The organism is Virgibacillus byunsanensis (assembly GCF_042675965.1).
Classification (GTDB): Bacteria; Bacillota; Bacilli; order Bacillales; family Amphibacillaceae; genus Virgibacillus_R; species Virgibacillus_R byunsanensis.
Genome location: NZ_JBHTKJ010000024.1, coordinates 37855 through 60135 on the forward strand (window position 1 = coordinate 37855; position 22281 = coordinate 60135).

At 35.6% G+C, this 22281-nt stretch carries 22 protein-coding genes; 18 read left to right on the top strand and 4 right to left on the bottom strand.

Annotation, left to right across the window (positions count from 1 at the left end; all coding sequences use genetic code 11):
- Positions 1-10: 10 nt before the first annotated feature.
- The 3 genes from ACFQ3N_RS10115 (at position 11) to pyc (ending at position 5184) form a co-directional block, all read left to right on the top strand.
- The gene (locus ACFQ3N_RS10115) at positions 11-319 is read left to right on the top strand and encodes a YlaN family protein (protein WP_390362011.1); all 309 of its coding nucleotides are present in this window, start codon (positions 11-13) and stop codon (positions 317-319) included.
- 243 nt (positions 320-562) lie between these two features.
- Positions 563-1753: a putative lipid II flippase FtsW gene (gene ftsW / locus ACFQ3N_RS10120; protein ID WP_390362013.1), complete on the top strand. Its 1191-nt coding sequence runs from the start codon at positions 563-565 to the stop codon at positions 1751-1753.
- Positions 1741-5184: a pyruvate carboxylase gene (pyc, locus tag ACFQ3N_RS10125; protein WP_390362014.1), complete on the top strand. Its 3444-nt coding sequence runs from the start codon at positions 1741-1743 to the stop codon at positions 5182-5184. The genes ftsW and pyc overlap by 13 nt, the downstream gene beginning before the upstream one ends.
- A 218-nt stretch (positions 5185-5402) precedes the next feature.
- On the opposite strand, the gene ACFQ3N_RS10130 is transcribed toward pyc, so the two are convergent.
- A complete protein-coding gene (locus ACFQ3N_RS10130; protein ID WP_390362016.1) occupies positions 5403-6359 on the bottom strand; it encodes a COX15/CtaA family protein in 957 nt (318 codons plus the stop codon).
- 493 nt (positions 6360-6852) lie between these two features.
- Here ACFQ3N_RS10130 and cyoE point away from each other — a divergent pair, with 493 nt between their 5' ends.
- The 7 genes from cyoE to ACFQ3N_RS10165 all read left to right on the top strand — a co-directional run bounded on the left by cyoE (position 6853) and on the right by ACFQ3N_RS10165 (position 13616).
- The gene (gene cyoE / locus ACFQ3N_RS10135) at positions 6853-7791 is read left to right on the top strand and encodes a heme o synthase (RefSeq protein WP_390362018.1); all 939 of its coding nucleotides are present in this window, start codon (positions 6853-6855) and stop codon (positions 7789-7791) included.
- 109 nt (positions 7792-7900) lie between these two features.
- Positions 7901-8953 (top strand): cytochrome c oxidase subunit II, encoded by a 1053-nt coding sequence (coxB, locus tag ACFQ3N_RS10140; protein ID WP_390362020.1) that lies wholly within the window; start codon positions 7901-7903, stop codon positions 8951-8953.
- A gap of 53 nt (positions 8954-9006) precedes the next feature.
- A complete protein-coding gene (ctaD, locus tag ACFQ3N_RS10145; protein WP_390362022.1) occupies positions 9007-10860 on the top strand; it encodes a cytochrome c oxidase subunit I in 1854 nt (617 codons plus the stop codon).
- Position 10861: 1 nt separating this feature from the next.
- Positions 10862-11485: a cytochrome (ubi)quinol oxidase subunit III gene (locus ACFQ3N_RS10150; protein WP_390362023.1), complete on the top strand. Its 624-nt coding sequence runs from the start codon at positions 10862-10864 to the stop codon at positions 11483-11485.
- On the top strand, positions 11486-11809 hold the full coding sequence (ctaF, locus tag ACFQ3N_RS10155; protein WP_390362071.1) for a cytochrome c oxidase subunit IVB: 324 nt from the start codon (positions 11486-11488) through the stop codon (positions 11807-11809).
- A 304-nt stretch (positions 11810-12113) separates the two neighbouring features.
- Positions 12114-13022 (top strand): cytochrome c oxidase assembly factor CtaG, encoded by a 909-nt coding sequence (ctaG, locus tag ACFQ3N_RS10160; RefSeq protein WP_390362025.1) that lies wholly within the window; start codon positions 12114-12116, stop codon positions 13020-13022.
- A gap of 138 nt (positions 13023-13160) precedes the next feature.
- Positions 13161-13616, top strand: a complete 456-nt coding sequence (locus ACFQ3N_RS10165; protein ID WP_390362027.1) for a DUF420 domain-containing protein — start codon at positions 13161-13163, stop codon at positions 13614-13616.
- Positions 13617-13706: 90 nt separating this feature from the next.
- Here the strand turns inward: ACFQ3N_RS10165 and ytvI are convergent, their stop codons facing one another.
- Together ytvI and ACFQ3N_RS10175 are read right to left on the bottom strand one after the other, a co-directional pair.
- The gene (gene ytvI, locus ACFQ3N_RS10170; RefSeq protein ID WP_390362029.1) at positions 13707-14765 is read right to left on the bottom strand and encodes a sporulation integral membrane protein YtvI; all 1059 of its coding nucleotides are present in this window, start codon (positions 14763-14765) and stop codon (positions 13707-13709) included.
- 137 nt (positions 14766-14902) lie between these two features.
- Positions 14903-15268, bottom strand: a complete 366-nt coding sequence (locus ACFQ3N_RS10175) for a YugN family protein (protein WP_390362031.1) — start codon at positions 15266-15268, stop codon at positions 14903-14905.
- Positions 15269-15418: 150 nt separating this feature from the next.
- Between ACFQ3N_RS10175 and ACFQ3N_RS10180 the strand changes: the two genes are divergently transcribed.
- The 8 genes from ACFQ3N_RS10180 to coaD all read left to right on the top strand — a co-directional run bounded on the left by ACFQ3N_RS10180 (position 15419) and on the right by coaD (position 20332).
- On the top strand, positions 15419-15847 hold the full coding sequence (locus ACFQ3N_RS10180; protein WP_390362033.1) for a CBS domain-containing protein: 429 nt from the start codon (positions 15419-15421) through the stop codon (positions 15845-15847).
- A gap of 136 nt (positions 15848-15983) precedes the next feature.
- Positions 15984-17051, top strand: coding sequence for a CAP domain-containing protein (locus ACFQ3N_RS10185; RefSeq protein ID WP_390362035.1), 1068 nt, complete (start codon positions 15984-15986; stop codon positions 17049-17051).
- A 117-nt stretch (positions 17052-17168) separates the two neighbouring features.
- Positions 17169-17567 (top strand): YlbD family protein, encoded by a 399-nt coding sequence (ylbD, locus tag ACFQ3N_RS10190; RefSeq protein WP_390362037.1) that lies wholly within the window; start codon positions 17169-17171, stop codon positions 17565-17567.
- Between the two features lie 11 nt (positions 17568-17578).
- Positions 17579-17812, top strand: coding sequence for a YlbE-like family protein (locus ACFQ3N_RS10195; protein ID WP_390362039.1), 234 nt, complete (start codon positions 17579-17581; stop codon positions 17810-17812).
- Positions 17813-17873: 61 nt separating this feature from the next.
- The gene (locus ACFQ3N_RS10200; protein WP_390362041.1) at positions 17874-18311 is read left to right on the top strand and encodes a YlbF family regulator; all 438 of its coding nucleotides are present in this window, start codon (positions 17874-17876) and stop codon (positions 18309-18311) included.
- A 66-nt stretch (positions 18312-18377) separates the two neighbouring features.
- On the top strand, positions 18378-18653 hold the full coding sequence (locus ACFQ3N_RS10205; RefSeq protein ID WP_390362043.1) for a YlbG family protein: 276 nt from the start codon (positions 18378-18380) through the stop codon (positions 18651-18653).
- Positions 18654-19282: 629 nt separating this feature from the next.
- The gene (gene rsmD, locus ACFQ3N_RS10210) at positions 19283-19837 is read left to right on the top strand and encodes a 16S rRNA (guanine(966)-N(2))-methyltransferase RsmD (protein WP_390362045.1); all 555 of its coding nucleotides are present in this window, start codon (positions 19283-19285) and stop codon (positions 19835-19837) included.
- Positions 19838-19852: 15 nt separating this feature from the next.
- Complete coding sequence (coaD, locus tag ACFQ3N_RS10215; protein ID WP_390362047.1) at positions 19853-20332, top strand: pantetheine-phosphate adenylyltransferase; 480 nt, start codon at positions 19853-19855, stop codon at positions 20330-20332.
- Positions 20333-20937: 605 nt separating this feature from the next.
- Here coaD and ylbJ read toward each other — a convergent pair.
- Positions 20938-22143 (bottom strand): sporulation integral membrane protein YlbJ, encoded by a 1206-nt coding sequence (ylbJ, locus tag ACFQ3N_RS10220; RefSeq protein WP_390362049.1) that lies wholly within the window; start codon positions 22141-22143, stop codon positions 20938-20940.
- Positions 22144-22281 lie beyond the last annotated feature (138 nt).

Genomic DNA, 22281 nt, shown 5'->3' on the forward strand with positions numbered 1-22281 from the left:
GTGAAAAGCTATGTCTCTAACGGAGGGGATTAATTTGATTCCTGAGGTGACTGTAGATCATCGTGAAAAAGCTTATGCCCTTCTTAAGGCTGATGCAGATAAAATATTGAGGTTAATAGAAGTTCAAATTGAAAACTTAACTATGCCCCAATGTCCATTATATGAAGAAGTTTTAGATACACAAATGTTTGGTCTGTCACGAGAGATCGATTTTGCTGTGCGACTAAACTTAGTCAGCGAGACTGAAGGTAAAGTTCTTCTGGAAAATTTGGAGAGGCAGCTCAATATATTACATGATGCAGCACAAAAATCAGTATGACATATTTATTGTACTGATTTCATGTGTTTACAATTAACCAAAACTTTGCCGGCTTATAAATGGCAAGGTTTTTTTATTTAAGATCTACCTTTAAATCTATTATATAATAAAAGTAATCATATAGGATGGAAGTATATGATAAGACATATTCTCAAAATATGATACACTATTCAATGTAATGTGTTATACTTTTTGAAATTCAATTATCTTCTATCTTAATTACATATGTTGGGGAGAAGTAAGATGATGCAGAAATTAAAAGATTATGATTTCACGTTAATGATAACACCAATACTTCTATCAGCTTTTGGGTTAGTAATGATCTATAGTGCCAGTATGGTTGTTGCAGTAGTTGAAGGACTTGAAAGTACACATTATTTTTTTAGGCAAATTCAATGGTTTACAATCGGATTATTGGGTTTCATATTTTGCAGTATATTCCCTTACAAGTACTATCAGAATTTAATGAAGTTATTGATTGTTATTATTATTCTGCTATTAATTAGTGTATTATTTTTAGGTACAACGGTTAATAATGCAAGGTCTTGGTTCCAATTCGGTCCTGTTAGTTTTCAACCAGCTGAATTTGCAAAAATAGGTCTTATTATGTATTTGGCATCTATTTACTCAAAAAAACAATCGTACATACATGACTTTAATAAAGGAGTATTACCCCCACTTATCCTTACCGGGATCATTTTAGGACTAATTGTATTGCAACCTGACATTGGAACTGCTGCTATTATCTTTCTAATTGCATGTTCAGTTATTTTTAGTGCAGGAATCCGATTTAAACATCTATTAATCCTTGTTTTTATAGGTTTAATTGTTGTAGCAATTGCAGTACCAAATATGGTTACAGACGTGAGAGTTTCCCGTTTTACAGGAGCATACCAGCCGTTTGAAGCCCCTGAGACCGGTGGATATCAGCTGATTCAATCCTATTTAGCTATAGGTGTTGGAGGAATAACAGGAGAGGGGCTTGGTCAAAGCGTACAAAAGCTGGGTTATTTAACACAAGCTCATACTGATTTTATAATGGCCGTCATCGCTGAAGAATTAGGCTTCATAGGTGTAATAATTGTTATAAGTATGATAGCTACCATTGTCTTACGTGGTATTTTTATTTCAAGAAAATGTAAGGATAGCTTTGGAGCATTGTTAGCACTTGGTATTTCATCCATGGTAGGTATTCAAGCATTTATTAACTTGGGAGCAATATCTGGTATTTTACCTATTACAGGTGTCACATTACCATTTGTGAGTTATGGTGGATCATCTTTATTGGTATTGCTAGCCTCCATGGGTATTTTAAATAATATAGCAAAAACCGTTAAACAGCATGAACAACAACAACCTGCAACGGTGCAAACAGAGCAAAATGAAGAGAGATATGCATTTAATAACAGAGGAGGAAAAACATGGCTGAGTTAAATCAAATTAACAAAGTTTTAGTCGCAAATCGTGGTGAAATAGCAATTCGGGTTTTTCGTGCTTGCACCGAACTCAACATACGAACTGTTGCAATATATTCGAAGGAAGATACAGGATCATACCATAGGTACAAAGCAGATGAGTCCTATTTAATTGGAGAAGGAAAAAAACCGATTGATGCTTATTTGGATATTGAGGGTATTATTGAGCTTGCCAAAAGTGTTGATGTCGATGCTATTCACCCAGGTTATGGTTTCTTATCAGAGAATATTCACTTCGCTAAGCGTTGCGAGGAAGAAGGAATCCAGTTCATTGGGCCTACAAGTGAACATTTAAATATGTTTGGCGATAAGGTTAAGGCAAGGACACAAGCTATTCATGCCGGACTGCCAGTAATTCCAGGTACGGATGGGCCAGTATCTTCTTTAAAAGAGGTAGAAGCATTCGGAGAAAAACATGGGTATCCAATTATCATCAAAGCATCACTTGGTGGGGGTGGCCGTGGTATGCGGATTGTTCGAGCAAATAGTGGTCTTTCTGAAGCGTATGACCGTGCAAGATCAGAGGCTAGAGCAGCTTTTGGTAGTGATGAAGTGTACGTTGAAAAGCTGATTGAAAATCCTAAACATATTGAAGTGCAAATTATGGGTGATATACATGGGAATTTGGTTCATTTATATGAAAGAGATTGTTCCGTTCAAAGGAGACATCAAAAAGTAGTTGAAATAGCCCCAAGTGTCTCACTGTCTGAGAGTTTAAGAGAAGAAATATGTCATGCAGCTGTTGATTTAATGAAAAATGTAAATTATGTCAACGCAGGAACAGTCGAATTCCTGGTCACGGATGAGGATTATTTCTTTATTGAAGTAAATCCACGCGTACAGGTTGAACACACCATAACAGAAATGATAACTGGTATTGATATTGTTCAAACACAACTAAAAGTAGCAGACGGACAAGACATTCATTCGTCTTCTATTGGCATACCAACTCAAGATAAAGTTGTAACAAATGGCTTTGCTATTCAATCTCGAGTAACTACGGAGGATCCTCTTAATAATTTTATGCCGGATACCGGGAAAATCATGGCATATCGTACAGGGGGCGGATTTGGTGTTAGACTCGATGCTGGGAATGGATTTCAAGGCGCGGTTATCTCGCCTCACTATGATTCCTTATTAGTAAAAGTGTCAACCTGGGCATTAACGTTTAATCAGGCAGCACTAAAGATGGTTCGTAATTTAAAAGAGTTTAGAATCCGGGGTATAAAAACAAATATCCCGTTTTTAGAAAACGTTATCCTGCACGAAAAATTTCTATCCGGGCAATATAGTACAACGTTTATTGATCAATCTCCGGAATTATTCGTCTTTCCAAAACGTAAAGACCGTGGTACAAAAATGCTTACTTATATTGGACATACTACTGTGAATGGTTTTGAGGGGTTAACTAAAAAGAAAAAACCAGTGTTCAGTCCCCCGGCTGTTCCAAAAGTTGGGTTACGAGAAGAAATCTCCGCTGGAACGAAACAGATTTTAGATGAACGTGGCCCAGAAGGTTTAGCTAATTGGCTTAAAGAACAAAATAATGTCATGCTAACGGACACAACTTTTCGTGATGCACATCAATCATTGTTAGCGACACGTGTAAGAACAAAGGATTTATTGCAAATAGCTGAGCCAACTGCACGCATGCTCCCTGAGTTATTTTCTGTGGAAATGTGGGGCGGTGCTACATTTGATGTTGCTTACAGGTTTTTAAAAGAAGACCCGTGGGATCGATTATTGAAAATGAGAGAGAAAATGCCTAACGTGTTAATGCAAATGTTATTACGTGCAAGTAATGCAGTTGGGTACAAAAATTATCCCGATAATCTAATCAATGAATTTGTAGAGAAAAGCGCAGCAGCTGGAATAGACGTGTTCCGTATATTTGATAGCCTGAACTGGGTAGAAGGTATGAAACCAGCTATTCAAGCAGTCCGAGAAAACAATAAGATTGCAGAGGCATCGATGTGTTATACAGGTGATATCCTAGATGCTGGTCGCTCTAAATATGATTTAGCATATTATCAAAATTTAGCAAAAGAACTTGAGAATTCCGGTGCACATATTTTAGGGATAAAAGATATGGCAGGCTTACTAAAGCCTGAAGCTGCATATCAATTAATTTCTACCTTAAAGGAAACCATAGATATTCCTATTCATTTGCACACACATGATACAAGCGGGAATGGAATACACATGTATGCCCGTGCAATTGATGCAGGGGTAGACGCCGTTGATGTTGCAAATGGGCCGATGGCTGGTTTGACATCACAACCAAGTGCCCAAACGTTATATCATGCATTAGAAGGTACGAGTCGTCAGCCTAAGATAAATATAGATTCCTTTGAAAAACTTTCGCATTATTGGGAAGGAATTCGAGAATATTATCAGGATTTTGAAAGTGGAATGAAATCGCCACATACAGAAATATATTTTCATGAAATGCCTGGTGGACAATATAGTAATTTAAAACAACAAGCTAAAGCGGTTGGACTTGGAGAACGTTGGAACGAGGTGCAAACTATGTTCCGACAGGTCAATGATATGTTTGGTGATGTTGTGAAGGTCACACCTTCATCTAAAGTTGTAGGGGATATGACTCTGTTCATGGTTCAAAACAATTTAACCGAAGATGACATTTATGAACGCGGAGAATCTATTGATTTTCCAGACTCTGTTATTGAATTTGCTCAAGGATACATCGGACAGCCTTACCAAGGGTTCCCTCAAGAATTGCAACGTATCATTCTAAAGGGGAAAAAACCTATTAAAGTAAGGCCTGGTGAATTACTTGATCCAATTGATTTCCATCAATTGAAACAATCTCTTTTCAAATCACTTGATCGCCAAGTAACCAGTTTTGATATGATTTCATACGCACTATATCCAAAGGTATATATGGATTATCAAAAGGTCTATGAGAAATATGGAAATATTTCCGTTCTAGATACACCGACTTTTTTCTATGGAATGAAACTAGGCGAGGAAATTGAAGTGGAAATTGAACAAGGAAAAACATTGATCGTTAAATTAGTGTCTATTTCAGAACCTCAATCAGACGGAACGCGTGTCGTTTATTTTGAATTAAATGGTCAATCACGTGAGGTTGTTGTTAAGGATGAGAATGTAAAATCACAGCTTATAACAAAACCTAAAATTGACCCGAACAATGAAAAACAGATCGGCGCAACAATGCCGGGAACAGTTATTAAAGTTATTTGTGAAAAAGGGGAAAAGGTAAATAAGGGTGATTATTTATTAATCACAGAGGCGATGAAGATGGAAACAACAGTTCAGGCTCCATATTCTGGTGTAATTAAAGAAATATACGTCAAAAATAATGAGGCAATAGCTGTTAACGATTTACTGATTGAATTTGAGTAGTAAATGAAAAGGTAGAAGAAATCAATTGATTTCTTCTACCTTTTTTTAGGCTTTAGGAAATTATAAATTTGGAGTCTGTGGGTCATTTATTGACTGTGTAAGCCACGTCCAGCTCCGACGTACATGACAAGGAAGGCTTCGACAGCGAAACATCGCACGAAGAAAAAGCGAACTTCTTTTTCAAGAACGTGGCGAACTTAGTCTGTAAGGGCGCTTCTTTAATCTATAGAGGTCACGGTGGATTCGTCCTGATAACTTAATTCTTTTTCATACTTGGCACTTCTGGATGATAACAATATAAAGTAGCTAATCATCCCAAAATAACAAGTAATAACCAATGCATGGAGTAATGCAATTCCAAGATTTAACCTTGTAAATATAATCATAGCACCAAAAAAGACTTGAAGACTTATTAGTACTAATGTAGCGCTCCATCCCCAATACATGATCCGATTTGTTCGATAGTTTCTGATTACTTTGATGAAAAAGATAATCGTCCAAATAAATAGAAGTCCAGCAAATAACCTGTGCCCCATTTGAATCCATTGTACAAAATTGAAATTACCAAACGCTAAAGGTGAACTGTTTGTACAAAATGGCCAGTCACTACAGACTAAATTCGCATTGGTATGGCGAACCAGTGCACCCGTATATACGACGAATAACGTGTAAGCTGCCAATAAGTATATCTCAATGCGGTGTCTCTTTTGTACAATCAGCGATTTTGTATCAAATTTCTTATCAATTTCAAATATTAAAAGCATTAATAGAAAAATGGCTGCGAATGATATGAGAGAGATTCCAAAATGTGCGGCCAGCACAAAGTCAGATTGTCCCCACATTACTGCTGCTGCACCAATTAATGCTTGCAAGACTAAAAAAAATAGGGATAAAAAAGCTAAAAATTTCACTTCACGAATATGTCCAATAAACTTCCAGGAAAGTATAGACAATGTTAGAACTACTACCCCAACAGTTCCTGAAACTAATCTATGACTTAGCTCTATAATAAGTTCAGGTGTTATATTAGATGGTAAGAATTCTCCATCACATAATGGCCAGCTTGCTCCACAGCCAGCACCAGATTCCGTTTTTGTTACCAGTGCACCACCTATAAGAATAAAAATCATTCCTATTGTAGCGACAACTGATAGTGATTTTAATGTTTTGATCATGAATTAAGCCTCGCTTTATGTCTTATGTCAGTTACGCTATCTATATCATAATCCTTGCATATAGATTAAATCAATATAATTATGCACATGTCATAAAAACGACAATACATATCTTATCACTATTTATCACTATTTTCACTATAGAAAAATAAAAAACTCTTGCATTGTTGACGGTTATTTGCTAGAAATAGTGTAGGGGATATTTGCTTAGCTACACTACTGTGCCCATTTTGTGGGCAAACTACATATGCAATATTAGAATGGATGAAGGCTTCTAAGCCTTTCATTTTATTTTAGGCGTAAATTTCACAATTCTGTCACATTTAACGCTCTGAAAGCTAGTACAATAAAGCTATGTGGTTAAATAGAATGTAAAAGCATTCCATGATACAATTATTTTGATAGACAGGATACTTTTGGGAATACTTGATATTATGGGTAATGCTCGATATTGTGTTTCTATTGTTGGGATGTTAAAGGGGGGATAAATGTGATGGATAAGGTTGAAAGCAATCCACAGCTAGTGGGTAAAACGGTTATTACGAATGAAAAAGACACTACATTATTTGCGGATTTAAAAGCGCTGATTAAAGTAGGGATCGTTAATTCAAATTTGATAACAACTTTTGCCGGCTTTTGGTTGGCTTTGTATTTTACAAACATGTCATTTGCAGCAAATTGGGGAGTATTTATCTTGACAATGGCAGGAAGTGCTCTAGTTATCTCAGGAGGATGTATCCTTAATAACTGGTATGATGTAGATATTGATCCGGTAATGAAAAGGACTAAAAACAGACCTACTGTTACAGGTAATATTTCACTAAATATGGCATTATTTTTGGGGATTGCTACAACTACTGCTGGTCTAATTCTATTATTGCTTACCACTAAAGAGGCAGCCATTATTGGGTTCCTCGGTTGGTTCACTTATGTTGTTTTATATACAATGTGGTCGAAACGAAGATATACACTTAATACTGCTATAGGAAGTCTTTCAGGGGCAGTCCCCCCTTTAATAGGATGGGCAGCTATTGATCCAAATCTCCATATAGTAGCTATTGTCCTGTTTCTTATTATGTTTATTTGGCAAACCCCTCATTTCTTAGCGTTGGCTATGAAAAAATGTAAGGATTATAAAGCAGCAGGGATACCAATGTTGCCAGTTGTTCATGGTTTTGAATTTACAAAACGGCAAATAGTTGTATATATTGCATGCTTGTTACCTCTGCCTTTTTTCTTATCTCCTTTAGGAACTACATTTTTAGTAATTGCTACTCTATTAAATGTAGGTTGGTTAGTAATGGGAATAAGTGGCTTTTTCATGAAAGATGATTTGAAATGGGCAAATATGATTTTTATTTACTCGTTAAATTATTTAACAATCTTGTTCTTAATGATGGTAGTAGTAACACTGGATTTCCCCTTTATTTAAAATTAGTTTTTTAGTATCTAGTTAGAATTACTTAATCATCAAGGTTTCATATGTACTTTTCGTATGGAAATGATAAAGAAGTAAAAAAGAGAAAGAGAGGTATTAATACATGATAGGTTGGATGGGAAAATTTCGAGCTCTGTTTCTGTTAAGTTTAGTAGCACTTGTTCTATCAGGTTGTGGAAAGGAGAACTTAACAGCTCTTGTACCTAAAGGTTATGGTGCTGAATCCTCCATGGACTTGATTATTCTTACAACTGTAGTTATGTTATTTGTATTTTTAATCGTTATGCTTGTTTATGTAATTGTTTTAGTACGTTTTCGGAAGAAAAAGGGTCAAGAGGATTTCATTCCGAAACAAGTGGAAGGAAACAAAACGCTTGAAACTATTTGGACAATTATTCCTATATTGTTATTATTAGTAATTGCTGTTCCAACAGTGGCTGCTACATTTGATTTGGCAGATCAAAACGGTTCAAGTGAAGGCATAAACATACAAGTAACCGGTAATCAATATTGGTGGCATTTTAACTACATGGGTGAAGAAATACAAACTAGTCAGGACTTATACATTCCTGAAGGAGAAAGAGTATACTTAAACATGTTATCCTCCGATGTTATCCATTCATTTTGGGTACCTAGTATTTCAGGGAAAATGGATGTTAACCCTGAAAACGAAAATAGAATGTACATCGAAGCGTACGAAGAAGGCGTATATTGGGGTAAATGTGCTGAACTTTGTGGACCTTCTCATTCCTTGATGGACTTTAAAGTAGTTGTTGTAAGTCCTGAAGAATATGATCAATGGATAGAAGATATGCAGAATGTTGACCCTGAAGAAGAACCACTAGATGCGGTTGCACAAGAGGGTAAAGCACTCTTTGAAGAAAATAGTTGTATGGGTTGTCATGCGATAGGCTCATCACCAGCTCAAGTTGGTCCAAATTTAACTAACTTTGGAGATCGTTCAACTGTTGCAGGTATTTTAGAACCTACAAAAGATAATTTGACCACCTGGATTATGGATCCGGAATCAATCAAACCCGGAAATAAAATGACCGGTAATTATCCTGACCTTACTGAAGAGGAAGCAGATAAAATTGCAGAGTACCTAATGCAATTGCAACCATCTGAAGTAACACCAGATAGTGCAGGAAATTAATACACATAAAAAAATATTTTAAGGGATGTAAGACGTAAAGGGAGGTTACAGTAGTGAGTAAAGCAGCTACTCAGAAAAGAGGATTCGGCGCTGTATTATGGGATTATTTAACCACTGTTGATCATAAAAAAATCGGTCATTTGTATTTATTTGGCGGTGGCTTTTTCTTCATACTTGGTGGATTAGAAGCAATGATAATCCGAATTCAGCTAATCAAACCAAACAATGATTTTGTAAGTGCTGGTTTGTATAATGAAATGATTACAATGCACGGTACTACCATGATATTCCTGGCAGCCATGCCGATATTATTAGGGTTAATGAACGCAGTTATGCCATTACAGATAGGTGCAAGAGATGTTGCCTTTCCGTTTTTGAATTCGTTAGGCTTCTGGCTATTTCTGTTTGGTGGTATATTGCTGAACTGTAGTTGGTTTTTAGGTGGTGCTCCAGATGCTGGTTGGACAGCATATGCACCGTTATCGACGACTACACCTACTCATGGTGTTGACTTTTATATCATGGGACTACAATTATCAGGTGCGGGTACATTAATAGGTGGAATTAACTTCCTCGTTACGATTGTTAATATGCGTGCTCCTGGTATGACATACATGCGAATGCCATTATTCACCTGGACAACATTTATAGCAAGTTCACTGATTTTATTTGCCTTTCCGGCATTAACAGTTGGCTTATTCCTATTAATGTTTGACCGTATGTTCGGTGCTGCTTTCTTTGATGTAGCTTTAGGTGGTAATTCCATTATTTGGGAGCATATATTCTGGATATTTGGACATCCGGAGGTATACATTTTAATTTTACCTGCGTTTGGTTTATTCAGTGATATATTCTCTACATTTTCTAAGAAACGATTATTTGGATATACGGCAATGGTATTCGCAACAGTGTTAATTGCATTTTTAGGATTTATGGTTTGGGCCCACCACATGTTTACAGTTGGCCTAGGCCCAGTAGCGAACTCTATATTTGCAATTGCAACAATGGCAATAGCTGTTCCAACTGGTATTAAAATATTCAACTGGCTCGGTACGATGTGGGGCGGAAGTATTACAATCAATTCAGCAATGTTATGGGCATTAGCATTTATACCATCCTTTACTGTCGGTGGTATGACTGGGGTTATGGTAGCTTCAGCAGTTGCTGACTATCAGTACCATGATACCTATTTCGTTGTTGCACACTTCCACTATGTAATTGTTGGTGGAACCTTATTTGGTATACTAGCAGGTCTTCATTACTGGTGGCCGAAAATGTTTGGTAAGATCCTTCATGAAGGTATGGGTAAACTTGCATTTTGGACATTTTTCATTGGATTCCATTTAACATTCTTTATTCAGCACTTCCTAGGATTAATGGGTATGCCACGTCGTTACTGGGTGTACCTAGAAGACCAAGGATTAGATTTCGGTAACCTTGTTAGTACGATAGGCGCATTCTTTATGGCGTTTGGGGTTATAGTATTTTTGATTAACGTTATTTACACAACCGTTAAAGGAGAAAAAGCTGCTGATGATCCATGGGATGGCCGTACGCTTGAGTGGGCAACATCATCACCACCTGCTTTTTATAACTTTAAACAAACACCACTTGTACGTGGCTTAGATCCTTTATGGATTGAAAAGACAGATGGAAATGGTAAAATGACACCTGCAGAACCATTAGGTGATATTCATATGCCTAATAATTCATTTGTACCGTTTGTAATGTCTCTAGGATTCTTTATTGCAGGGTTTGGTTTTATTTATCAAACCGATCATAAAGCATGGTTAATCGTACTGTTTGCTGGAATGGCAATTGGGCTTGGATCCATGTTATACAGATCACTAAAAGATGATCATGGATATCATATTACAAAAGAAGAACTTGAAAGGGAGGCTGACTAACATGAGTCACGATCATTCCTTAAACCCTGAAACAATGCCAAATGAACCAGAAAAAGCCACCCTCGAAGGAAAAAACAAATTTACTGGATTATGGTTCTTTCTAGGCGGGGAAACGGTTCTATTTGCTACTTTATTCGGAACCTATTTAGCTTTGAGAAATTCAACAGCTGGGGGACCGTCATCAGAAGAAATCTTTGGTCTAGAACTTGTGTTTATTATGACCATATTATTACTAACAAGTTCATTAACAAGTGTTTATGCTATGTACCATATGAAGAATAATAACTACAAGAAAATGCAATTATGGTTAATAATCACAGGTTTACTTGGACTTGGATTCCTATCATGTGAAATATATGAGTTTGTACACTATATTACACATTATGAATTTACTTTCCGTTCATCGGCATTTGGGTCAGCCTTCTATACATTGGTAGGATTCCATGGAGGTCACGTATTATTTGGACTGTCATGGCTAGCGGCCTTGTTGATTCGTAATGGAAAACGAGGATTAAACTTATACAACGCACCTAAATTTTATGTATTCAGTCTCTATTGGCACTTTATTGATGTCGTATGGGTATTTATCTTTACTGTTGTATATTTAATGGGAAAGGTGGGTTAAATAATGGAAAACACCAATTCCGATAACGTAAATCCGTACCAGAAACAGAAAAATAAGGAAGAAATGAAAAAACAATTAATTACCTTTGCAGCTATGATTGTGTTTACTCTTATTGCTTTTTCAATCGTTGCTACAGAGTTAATGCCTAGTATGTTTGTTGTACCCATATTGCTAATATTAGCAGTGATTCAGGTTGGGTTTCAGTTTTATTACTTCATGCATTTGAAGGATAAAGGGCATGATATGGTGGCTGTCATGATTTTCGGTGGAGTATTTGCTGCAATGCTAACTTTAGCTGGATTAGTGGCTATTACGTGGTGGTAATTAATTCAAGCAAATAATTGAAATGATCGGGAGTATTTTCCCGATCATTTTTTCTTAGTAGATAAGAAAGTATAAAACTTTCTTATCTACATAAGTGCAACTAAGGCTTTCACCATTGGGGCTTGCACTCCAGAGCATAAGGGCTTCTAAGAAAGCAAAGTACGCTTACTAAGAATTCCTTTAACGGTAAGCCCAGTTTTCTAACGTTTTGTGTTTTTTACCAAATTTGTCACATAACATTGTTTGTAATATGATGAAATACGTTATAATAATAAGATATTATCCTATTTGGAGTGAATTTACCATGTGGTTAGAATTACAAATTTTCGGTTTCCGTGCCCTTTGGAGTCCATACTTTTTCTTATTTGTATTGGGACTTGCTTTAGCGTATTTTCTTATAACCGGTCCGTTCCGTCATAAATTTGGTGGGGAGGAACGGCCAAGTGTAAAACAGCAAATAATGTTTTATATAGGCTTACTGTTACTATATATTGTGAAGGGTGGTCCAATTGACCTCTTATCACATATTATGCTAACAACTCATATGATTCAAATGGCTCTCTATTATTTAGTTTTTCCTATTCTAATGCTAAAAGGAATTCCAGTTTGGATTTGGGAAAAGATTTTATATAAACCAGTAATTAAGCCAGTTATAAAGCTCTTGACTATGCCGATTATTTCTTTATTACTGTTTAATACATTATTTTCAATGTATCACTTACCAGCAATTTTCGATTATGCAAAATCTTCACAAGTTGTTCATACATCCATTTCACTTATTATTCTTTTTGCGGCTTTTATCGTGTGGTTGCCAATATTATCACCGCTCAAAGAATTCGATCGTATGAAGCCAATATTAAAACTTGGTTATATATTTGCTAACGGAGTGTTGATTACACCAGCATGTGTATTAATTATTTTTGCAGATGTTCCTTTATTTGCAACATATACTCAAGATGGTGCATGGATGCAAGCGTTAAGTTTATGTGTTCCTGGAGATGTATTACAAGGACTTACGTATGCAATTTCTGGCCCTGAAATGTTTTCCCCTATGAGTACACTTGAAGATCAACAGCTTGGTGGTATCATTATGAAAATAATGCAAGAGATTACGTATGGTATTATTTTAGCAAGGATATTTTTTGGCTGGTTCAATAAAGAGAGTCTTAAAGTTGACCCATTGCCTTCAGTTAGTCCTAGTGAATCTCATTAGATGAAAATATGGTGAAAAACATGAGTTTCACTTCATGCGAAACTCGTGTTTTTATTATGAGATAGATTTAGAATAATTACTATCCATAGTATTAGGTTATTATGTACAGCAACACTCAATAGAAAGGATTCGTGAAAAATGCATTTATTACCGACGATCAGTACGTTTTTTATTCTTTTGAGTGCTATTTTAGTAGCATTTGGATGGCGCTTCATCATAAAAGGAAAGCCGACACTACATAAAAAGACTATGCTCTTTGCAGCAGTAAGCGCATTATTATTTTTCATCATTTATGTTTCTCGTACTATATTTGTTGGTAACACAAGCTTCGGTGGTCCTGATGAAATGAAACTTTATTATACTATCTTTTTAATCTTCCATATTTTTCTAGCAACAACTGGTGCAGTTTTTGGATTAGTAACGATAACATTGGCACTAAAACGTAAAATCAGTATACATCGTAAAATAGGCCCTGTAACAAGTATTATTTGGTTTTTTACTGCTATAACTGGAGTGATGGTTTATTTGCTGTTGTATGTGCTATATGAAGGTGGAGAAACAACGAGTATGATTAAAGCAATATTAGGATCATAAAAAAAAGTGAGAGCATCTCAGCTCTCACTTTTTTTTGGTAGATAAGAAAATATATTAACTTTCTAGACATAGAAGCCAAGTTTTCTAATCTTAAATTTTTACATTCCATTTAATAATTCCAGCCTCTTTTGCTGAGTTAAAGGCAATCACAAACAATGGGCCAAGAATAAATCCTAATATACCTAAAAGTTTTAACCCTAAAAACATAGCAATTAATGTTGCAAGGGGGGATAACCCTATATGTTGTCCCATCATTTTAGGTTCTATTGTCCTTCGTATAGCAAGTAAAACGATGGCAAGGACAGATAGTTGCACACCCATTACGGTATCGCCAGCTAAGAACATAAAGAGCGCCCAGGGACCGACGATGATAATGGATCCGATTATTGGAATAAAGTCTACAATCCAAATAATTAAAGACATGACGAGTGCAACTTCTGGAACAATGAAAAGCAAGCCAATTAGAGAACCTAAAAATATAAAAATACTTATAAGAAATTGTGCCTTTAAGAATCCTAATACTACTTTTGAAAGTCTTGTGTTCATAAAGGAAACTTTTTCTGCTGTTTCTTTTGTCAACAGATTATATGCTTTTGCTTTAAGTAGAGGCATCTCAAGTAAAAATAGGAATAAAGCGATCAAGTATACTAGAAAACTAATTAAATACTGCGGAACCTTCGCAAAGATTTGAGCAATGTTTTCTAGCGTAATCTTTTCCTTTGCTGTTTCACTTAATGCATTTATATTTTCTTCTACACTGTCCGAAATTGTATCAACGAATTCATCTGGCAGGTTTTGTGTGTAAACTTCAATACTGGATTCCCAATCTTGGTAGATGTTGTTTATTTGATTGAAATGAGAGTTAACATCTTCAACAAAAGTTACAACTTGTGTAACAGTTTTTGTCACAACAAAAGTACCAGCAAATCCAACAATCATAAGAAATAATAAAAATACGATTATAACAGAATTTCTTCGATTGACTTTAACTCTGCGTTGGAATAGTCTTACGATTGGATTCAGCATAAGTGCAGTTATAAAAGCTAGTATTAATGGAACAGAAATAGGTAAGATAAAATAAATGAATGGTATTAATAATACTAATAAAAAAAGTAAAGTCCATTGGCGTTTTGTAATATTGCGAAACAAGGTAATAAGATGTCTCCTTTCGTAAAAACTCATCTATGTACTTATAAAAAATATAGCACTTATTTTGGAATTTGAACAGATAAATAAAACCAACTACTTAAATTCAATATTAGCAGTTGGCTTTATAATGTTATTCTTTATTTTTTGTATGTTTCAATTTCCTCTTTAATTTTTGCAACGAGACCGTTAGCTCGTTCTACAAGGTTTTCTGGAAAATTCTCTTGTTCGCCATATTCTACACCGTGAGGGTAATAGTGTTTTCCTAAAAGTGGTGCTGATAACTTGATTACTGCGTTCCCTTTGTCAACGTCACCTTCAATGGCATATCCTTGTATACGAATATAATATGTAATATTTTTTTCTTTTGAGCCAATTTTATAGTCATATGTTACACGTTCGTAATCCCACTGACCTGCTCGGATAAATGCATTTCTCCCCATTAGGTTATCTAGTGGTTTTACATCAACCATTGCATCTTCAATACCTGTGTTTTCTAATCTCATATTTTCCACCTCACATAATTGTCCTCACAAAACTATAATAGTACGAAATTGATCAACTTGCAATCGAAAAGGAAATTTATTGAATGATGAAAGAAAGTTTTTGTTTCGGGGACAATATAAGTGGATGTCAAAATTTTTAGGAGGGAAATGATGAAATCTGTAAAAGATATCATGAGCACCGATGTGGTATTCTGCAGCAAAGAAGATTCTCTATATGATGCAGCTGTAAAAATGAAAGAAAGAAATGTAGGCGTAATTCCTTTGTGCACTGAAAAAAATGAGCTAGTAGGTGTTGTAACAGATAGAGACCTTGTTTTACGTGGTTATGCAGAGAAAAAAGATTCTACAGCTACCATACAAGAAGTAATGAGCGAACAGTTACATTCTATAGCTCCGGATACATCTGTCCAAGAAGCAAGTGGATTAATGGCTGATCATCAAATACGAAGGCTTCCGGTAGTTGATGACGGTAAATTAGTAGGAATGCTCTCCTTAGGTGACCTTTCATTAGAAGACATGTCCAATGATGCTGCTGGTCATGCACTAGAGGAAATTTCAGAACGGCCAGAAGTACATTAATATAGTATAATAAAACAACCGTACACGTATGCGGTTGTTTTATTTTTTATTAAAAATGAAATAATATAGAGGTGAATGTAATAAATAGTAATTACATATAGTTAATTAATCAAATAAATAAAAGGGGAAGGCATTTATGCGTTTTATTAGATTTTTGGTAATCATCTTTATAGTATCCTTAGTAGGCTTTTATTTACTAGAAAAGAATGAGTTATCACCAAATGAAGCTGTAGACCAAGTCAGTAAGATTTTAAAAGAAAAGAAAAACATGATGGAAACAAAAGAAATATCAGAAAAACGCACAAAAATACCCCTAGAGGGCGATATTTTTCAGTGGATAGGCAAAGATTCAAACGAGTTAACGAAAGAGCTTGGTGAACCCTTTCGTAATGATTTAAGTGCATATGGATATACATGGTGGGTGTACACGGATCAAAAGGAGCAATATGTTCAGTTTGGTGTTGAAGAAAATGAAGTTAAATCCGTTTATGCAACAGGTAATAATTTATCAACTGAACCGGTTCAAATTGGACAAACTTACGAGTCGATGAATAATGAATTTTCGTTTTCAGAGGAAGTAACATACAGTAAAGGTATATCATCATACACGTTTAGGTTAAACGAAGAAGATCGCCTGACTAGACCACTTGTCAAAATAACGAATGACGTTTTTGTACAGTATTATTTTGATACATTTACCAGTAAACTTTCTTCTATTCGATTAGTTACAGGTGATATTTTATTAAGGCACCGACCTTATGAAGTGGAGTATCGTGGGAGTTTACCTGAAAAACTAGATGTTTCTGAGGAAGAATGGGCTGAAATTGAAAGTGGCATGGAACAACAAATTTTTGATATTACAAACGTAATGAGAAAACAATATCAAAAATCGGGTCTACAATGGGAAGAAAATGTAAGCGAAGTAGCTTTTCTGCATAGTAAAGATATGGAGGAAAATCAATATTTTTCTCACTATGGATTAAACGGAGATGGGTTAAAAGAACGTCTAGGAGCTAAAGAAATATATTATCTTGGTGCAGGTGAGAATATAGCTGCTCAATACCCCGATGCACCTGCAGCCATGGAGGGATGGCTCAATAGCAAGGGTCATAGAGAAGCTTTATTAAAAGACGACTATACTCATTTGGGGGTAGGTGTCTATCGCTTTTACTATACCCAAAATTTCCTTGAGAAACCTTTATAAGTATCTGAAACACTTACATTACAAAATGTAGGTGTTTTTTTTCCGTTCTCACAGTGTTCCCTCGTTATACATAAATTAATTAGTAACAGATAACTAAATAAAGAGGTGGAATTGATGATGGAAAGTAAATTACATCCAACTATACGTGATTTTAAGGCGTTTATAAATAAGCATCCAAGACTAATTGAGGAAGTCAGGAAAAGTGGTAGATCATGGCAAGAATACTATGAGAAATGGATATTGTTGGGAGAAGATGATCCTTTATGGGAACAATACAAAGTATCATCATCAACAGATGATGATACAGATGATGGAAATAAAAGTCATAAAGAACTCTTTGCACAATTAAAGAAGCTTACTGAAAATGTTGATCTGAACAAGATTCAAAAGCAAGCTCATCAATTAAACAGCACTATATCAACGATCCAGGAAGCCTTAGGTCAATTTCAAGCTTCCAATAAGCAAGGTAATCCAAGAAAAAATACTGAGTCTAATTTTAACTGGTTTCAGGATTAAGGAGTGAAAACATGCAACAAAGCATACATGATTATTTAATAACACGTCCAGATCTACAACGTTTTGTACGTTATAATCCTGTTTGGTATCGTTATCTAACACGAGATCCAGCTATGATTTATAAGATGGAAAAAGAGGCTAAGAAGTTTTATGGGAAAACATTTCCTCAGAAATTAGGTAAAATTAGTGATCAAGTTCAAATGGTAAGTATGCTTGTCCAATTTGCCGGTGCAATGAAGGATTAATTGAATTATCATTTCCATGACGAACATAAAATGGTAAGATAATGCTATGGAGGTGATTTATTTGATAGCAACCATGGAATACGTAGATATACTAGATCGATCTGAAGCAATAGGTAAAATGATATTAGAATCAGAAGTAGTAGAGGACTACGAAAATTCCCGTAAAGCACTACAAGAAGATGCAGAATCACAACAGCTTATAAAAGCTTTTATAGATATAAAGAATCACTATGAGGATGTGCAACGGTTTGGCAGTTATCATCCAGATTATAATGAGATTATGAAAAAGGTCCGGACTACCAAACGAGAAATGGACATGAACGATAAAGTTGCAACCTTTAAAATTGCAGAACGCAATTTGCAGAAGCTATTAGATGAAGTCAGTGAATATATTGCAACCAGTACTAGTGAACAAATTAAAGCTCCTAAAGATGGTGCTGCATTGACAGATAGTGGATGCGGTTGTGGCAGTGGCGGAAGTTGTGGTTGTGCATCTTAATAACATTGAAGGAATCGTTTTATTCTGTTACACTATTTGCAAACAAAATGTTAGTGAGGATAAAATATGAGGACGAATCGTCAGGGTTTAATTGTCTGGTTTCAACATATGAAGAATATAAAACAAATTAAACGATATGGGCATCTGCTTTATACATCAAAAAAACTAAAGTATGCTGTTATCTATGTAGACCAAGAAGGATTGAAAGAAGTTGAAACAAGGTTATCTAAGCTTTCTTTTGTATCCAAGGTTGATCGATCACAGAAACCTTTTATCGAGACAAACTATGAAAATGCAAAACCTGACAAAGCCAAACAATATGATTATAAAATGGGAATATAATAACCATTGCGATGTTACTTCACGTAACATCCGCAATGGTTTTTTTAGTGATAAGTGCAACTAAGAGTTGGCAATAACCAAGTTTTCTAAGTGGATATAATTACAGAACAAAAGCGCAAGCGCCCGTTTAGCGACGTATGGGCTGGACTTATCGTAAGGAGGATCAGGAAGCCCACTAGTCGTTGGGCGCTGGAGCTGGACGCGGCTTACACGGTCAATAAATTATCCACGTGTTCCAAAATTTATAATTTCCTAAAACATAAAAAAACCTGCAGAAACAATTCTGCAGGTCCCTTTGTTTCCTTGTTAGAAAACAAAAAGGCAAAGGGAGAGGAGAAACCGGAGGAAGAACTTATGGGGAAGTTTAAGTCTTCTCCGTGTTTTGAAACAACCTAGCTACGCTTTAGCTGTCTCATTAAGTTATTATGGACGAGCATTAAAATTATATACACTTCAATAGTGTTTTTATAAAGATTTTTATGGTAGGATTATGTCGGAAACTGTCTTATATTTTTTTGGTAGATAAGAAAGCATAAAAATTTCATATCTACATAAATGCAACTAGGAATTTCGCCATTTAGGCTTGGCGAAAAGCCAAGTTTTCTAAAAGTGAAATAGAGGTGATTTGTTTGCGTGTTATCGCAGGAACATACAAAGGACGACAACTAAAAGCAGTACCAGGTAAGTCAACAAGGCCTACCACGGATAAAGTGAAAGAGGCTGTGTTTCAGGCTATAGGTCCTTTTTTTGACGGTGGTGCTTGTTTAGATTTATTTGCAGGAAGTGGATCATTGGGAATAGAGTCAATTAGTCGTGGAATGGAAAAAGCGATATTTGTTGATAAACATCCAAAAGCAATACATACTATACATGAAAATTTAAAAGCTTTGAACTTGGAACAAAATGCTGAGGTGTTTCGTGCTGATGCAAATCGTGCTATCACAGCTGCAGCCAAACGCAGCTTGACATTTGATTTAGTATTGCTTGATCCACCATACGGCAAAGTTAAGTATGCAGATTTCTTGAATGAACTTGTTAAATTACAGTTATTAAATGAAAACGCTATTATCTATTGTGAACATGATATGCGTGAAGTGTTACCTGAGAGTGATGATGATCTCATCAAGTTAAAAAACGTGAATTATGGCGGAACCATAGGTGTTACACTTTACCAAAAAATTTAGAAGGGGGGACTTCCATTGAGCAGGTTAGCGATATGCCCAGGGAGTTTTGATCCAATTACTTACGGACACTTAGATATAATACAACGAGGTGCACACATATTCGATGAGGTTATTATCACAGTTTTTAACAACCAATCCAAATCACCTTTGTTTACTGTAGAAGAAAGAATTGAATTACTAAAAGAATCTACAAACCATTTACCAAATGTATCCATTGATTCTAGTTCTGGTTTATTAATCGATTATGCAAGAGAGAAAAAGGCGCAAGTAATTTTACGGGGCTTACGTGCTGTGAGTGACTTTGAATATGAGATGCAAATAACTTCGATGAATAGGAAGCTCGATGACCACATTGAAACACTGTTTATGATGACGAATAATCAATATTCCTTTTTAAGTTCAAGCATTGTAAAAGAAGTTGCAAAATATAAAGCCAATGTTTCTGATTTAGTACCTAAACCAGTTGAAGATGCATTAATAGAGAAATATAAATAATACCTAAAAAGATGTTGTCACTTAAAATACAACATCTTTTTAATTGGCTGTTATATCTGTTATCTAAAAGATTTTGTTTTTGCCACAATAGATATAAACTGCGACGTAACTTTAGGCTTATTTCTAAGAACGCGTGCTATTACCGCCGTCTGGGATCGCTGCGGGAGGATGCTTTCCGCGGGCACGGTCTCAGCCTCCTCGAGAAAACCACTCTGCGGGGTCTTCGAACACGTGCTGTTCCCGCAGGAGTCACCTCCCTTCGCTCACCCTGACTGGTAAAGCTTATTATAAGTTTTTTCTCGCTACGCTGCTTTTAATTATCAGATAGCACTATATTAGCAGCCGGAATACACGAAGACTCCTTGAAAATACAGACCAATTTTCTGCGTGCGATGTAATGCTGCCGGAGCTTTCCTTGTCCTGCGGGAGGATAGGTATAGGTGAGATTCTAAAAATGCGTTAGCATGAAGAAGTTCACCAGCTGCCTTAAGTTGCGCGAAGTGTATTTCCAGAGCGAATAACAGCACCACCATCATCTCAAGTTACGTCGCAGTTTATATCAACTGCGAGGATTAAAAAGGAACGAAACTTACAAAATGTTCCTTTTAATGTATAAGTCGCTTAGACATTATTACTACAGCTATGAATAATGTGGTTATGGTTAGAATTGGTCCATATTGCTGAAATAGTATTAAGATGTCTACCCACATATTTTGTTGCCCAACGTGTGTTACCGGGATATCTTCCATTTCAAAGGCTTGTCGATTTAAATATAATGGTTTAAATAGCAAGATGGTTAGGATACTTGCAAATAGCCCATGTAATATCCGTGCGAAAAAATAGGGAGTAAAACGAATATCAGTTTTTGCTAGAATGCTAGCAACTTGTGCTTGTACAGAAAAACCGTTAAATGCAAGGATAAAACTAACAACAATTATTTTAGCCAAAAAGGAATCTGTTGGAGTTTGCGAGATCTTCTGTGCACCTAATGTTATCTCAAACAAACCAGTTAAAAATGGAAGAGCCAAACTAACAGGTAACATAAATAATTTTAGTATAATTTCAAATGCAACAGAAATAATGGAGGATATGCCAATGAGAAATAATAATTTAGTGAATACAGAAAACATAATGATGAATCCACCAATCATGACTAAGGTCTTGATGGAATTTATCACTGCATCACCCATTATCTCTCCAAATGGCCGATTATCGTTTAATCTAGTTCTATGCATTTCTCTGAAGGCTCTAATAATGGAAAACTTTCGTTTGATTGGTTTTCGTACTATGGTTTCTTGTTTTCGGCCATAAAATCGCATACATATTCCAACTAAAGCATTTCCGATATAATGACACGCTGCTAGCAATACCCCTAACTTTGCATCATGAAAAAACCCCACAGATACTGCACCAAATATAAATAGTGGGCTCGATGCATTTGTAAATGAGACTAAGCGTTCAGCTTCAATTCGACTTAGTTGCTTTTCTTCACGTAATCGAACAGACATTTTAGCTCCAGATGGATATCCACTTGCCATTCCCATTGCCCAAGCAAAGCTCCCTACACCAGGAACATTAAACAATGGTCGCATAATAGGCTCGAATAATACACCAATAAATTTAACGACACCGAAACCAATTAATAATTCTGCTGTTATGAAAAATGGCAAGAGGGATGGAAATACAATTTCCCACCATATTTGTAGTCCCCGTATACTTGCTTCAAAAGCTTGGTCAGGAAACCTTATTAGTGAAAACGCAATAGAAATTGTAATAAAAGACAAAAGCATTGTTTTTATAATTTGTTTCAACATAAAGCCCCCTAATGAACGAGCTCATTCTTTGCTTGTTTTTTCTAAAGAAATGCTATTAAATTAGTATTAGTCTGATAGTATTAATGAAATATGGTAACTAACTGAATTAAACTATATTTATGTACAAGTCTATAA

Bases quoted from the DNA above. Each gene is read 5' to 3' on its own strand.
- ACFQ3N_RS10115 (WP_390362011.1), top strand. From the start codon at position 11: ATGTCTCTAACGGAGGGGATTAATTTGATTCCTGAGGTGACTGTAGAT.
- ftsW (WP_390362013.1), top strand. From the start codon at position 563: ATGATGCAGAAATTAAAAGATTATGATTTCACGTTAATGATAACACCA.
- pyc (WP_390362014.1), top strand. From the start codon at position 1,741: ATGGCTGAGTTAAATCAAATTAACAAAGTTTTAGTCGCAAATCGTGGT.
- ACFQ3N_RS10130 (WP_390362016.1), bottom strand. From the start codon at position 6,359: ATGATCAAAACATTAAAATCACTATCAGTTGTCGCTACAATAGGAATG.
- cyoE (WP_390362018.1), top strand. From the start codon at position 6,853: ATGGATAAGGTTGAAAGCAATCCACAGCTAGTGGGTAAAACGGTTATT.
- coxB (WP_390362020.1), top strand. From the start codon at position 7,901: ATGATAGGTTGGATGGGAAAATTTCGAGCTCTGTTTCTGTTAAGTTTA.
- ACFQ3N_RS10150 (WP_390362023.1), top strand. From the start codon at position 10,862: ATGAGTCACGATCATTCCTTAAACCCTGAAACAATGCCAAATGAACCA.
- ctaG (WP_390362025.1), top strand. From the start codon at position 12,114: ATGTGGTTAGAATTACAAATTTTCGGTTTCCGTGCCCTTTGGAGTCCA.
- ACFQ3N_RS10165 (WP_390362027.1), top strand. From the start codon at position 13,161: ATGCATTTATTACCGACGATCAGTACGTTTTTTATTCTTTTGAGTGCT.
- ACFQ3N_RS10175 (WP_390362031.1), bottom strand. From the start codon at position 15,268: ATGAGATTAGAAAACACAGGTATTGAAGATGCAATGGTTGATGTAAAA.
- ACFQ3N_RS10180 (WP_390362033.1), top strand. From the start codon at position 15,419: ATGAAATCTGTAAAAGATATCATGAGCACCGATGTGGTATTCTGCAGC.
- ACFQ3N_RS10185 (WP_390362035.1), top strand. From the start codon at position 15,984: ATGCGTTTTATTAGATTTTTGGTAATCATCTTTATAGTATCCTTAGTA.
- ylbD (WP_390362037.1), top strand. From the start codon at position 17,169: ATGGAAAGTAAATTACATCCAACTATACGTGATTTTAAGGCGTTTATA.
- ACFQ3N_RS10195 (WP_390362039.1), top strand. From the start codon at position 17,579: ATGCAACAAAGCATACATGATTATTTAATAACACGTCCAGATCTACAA.
- ACFQ3N_RS10205 (WP_390362043.1), top strand. From the start codon at position 18,378: ATGAGGACGAATCGTCAGGGTTTAATTGTCTGGTTTCAACATATGAAG.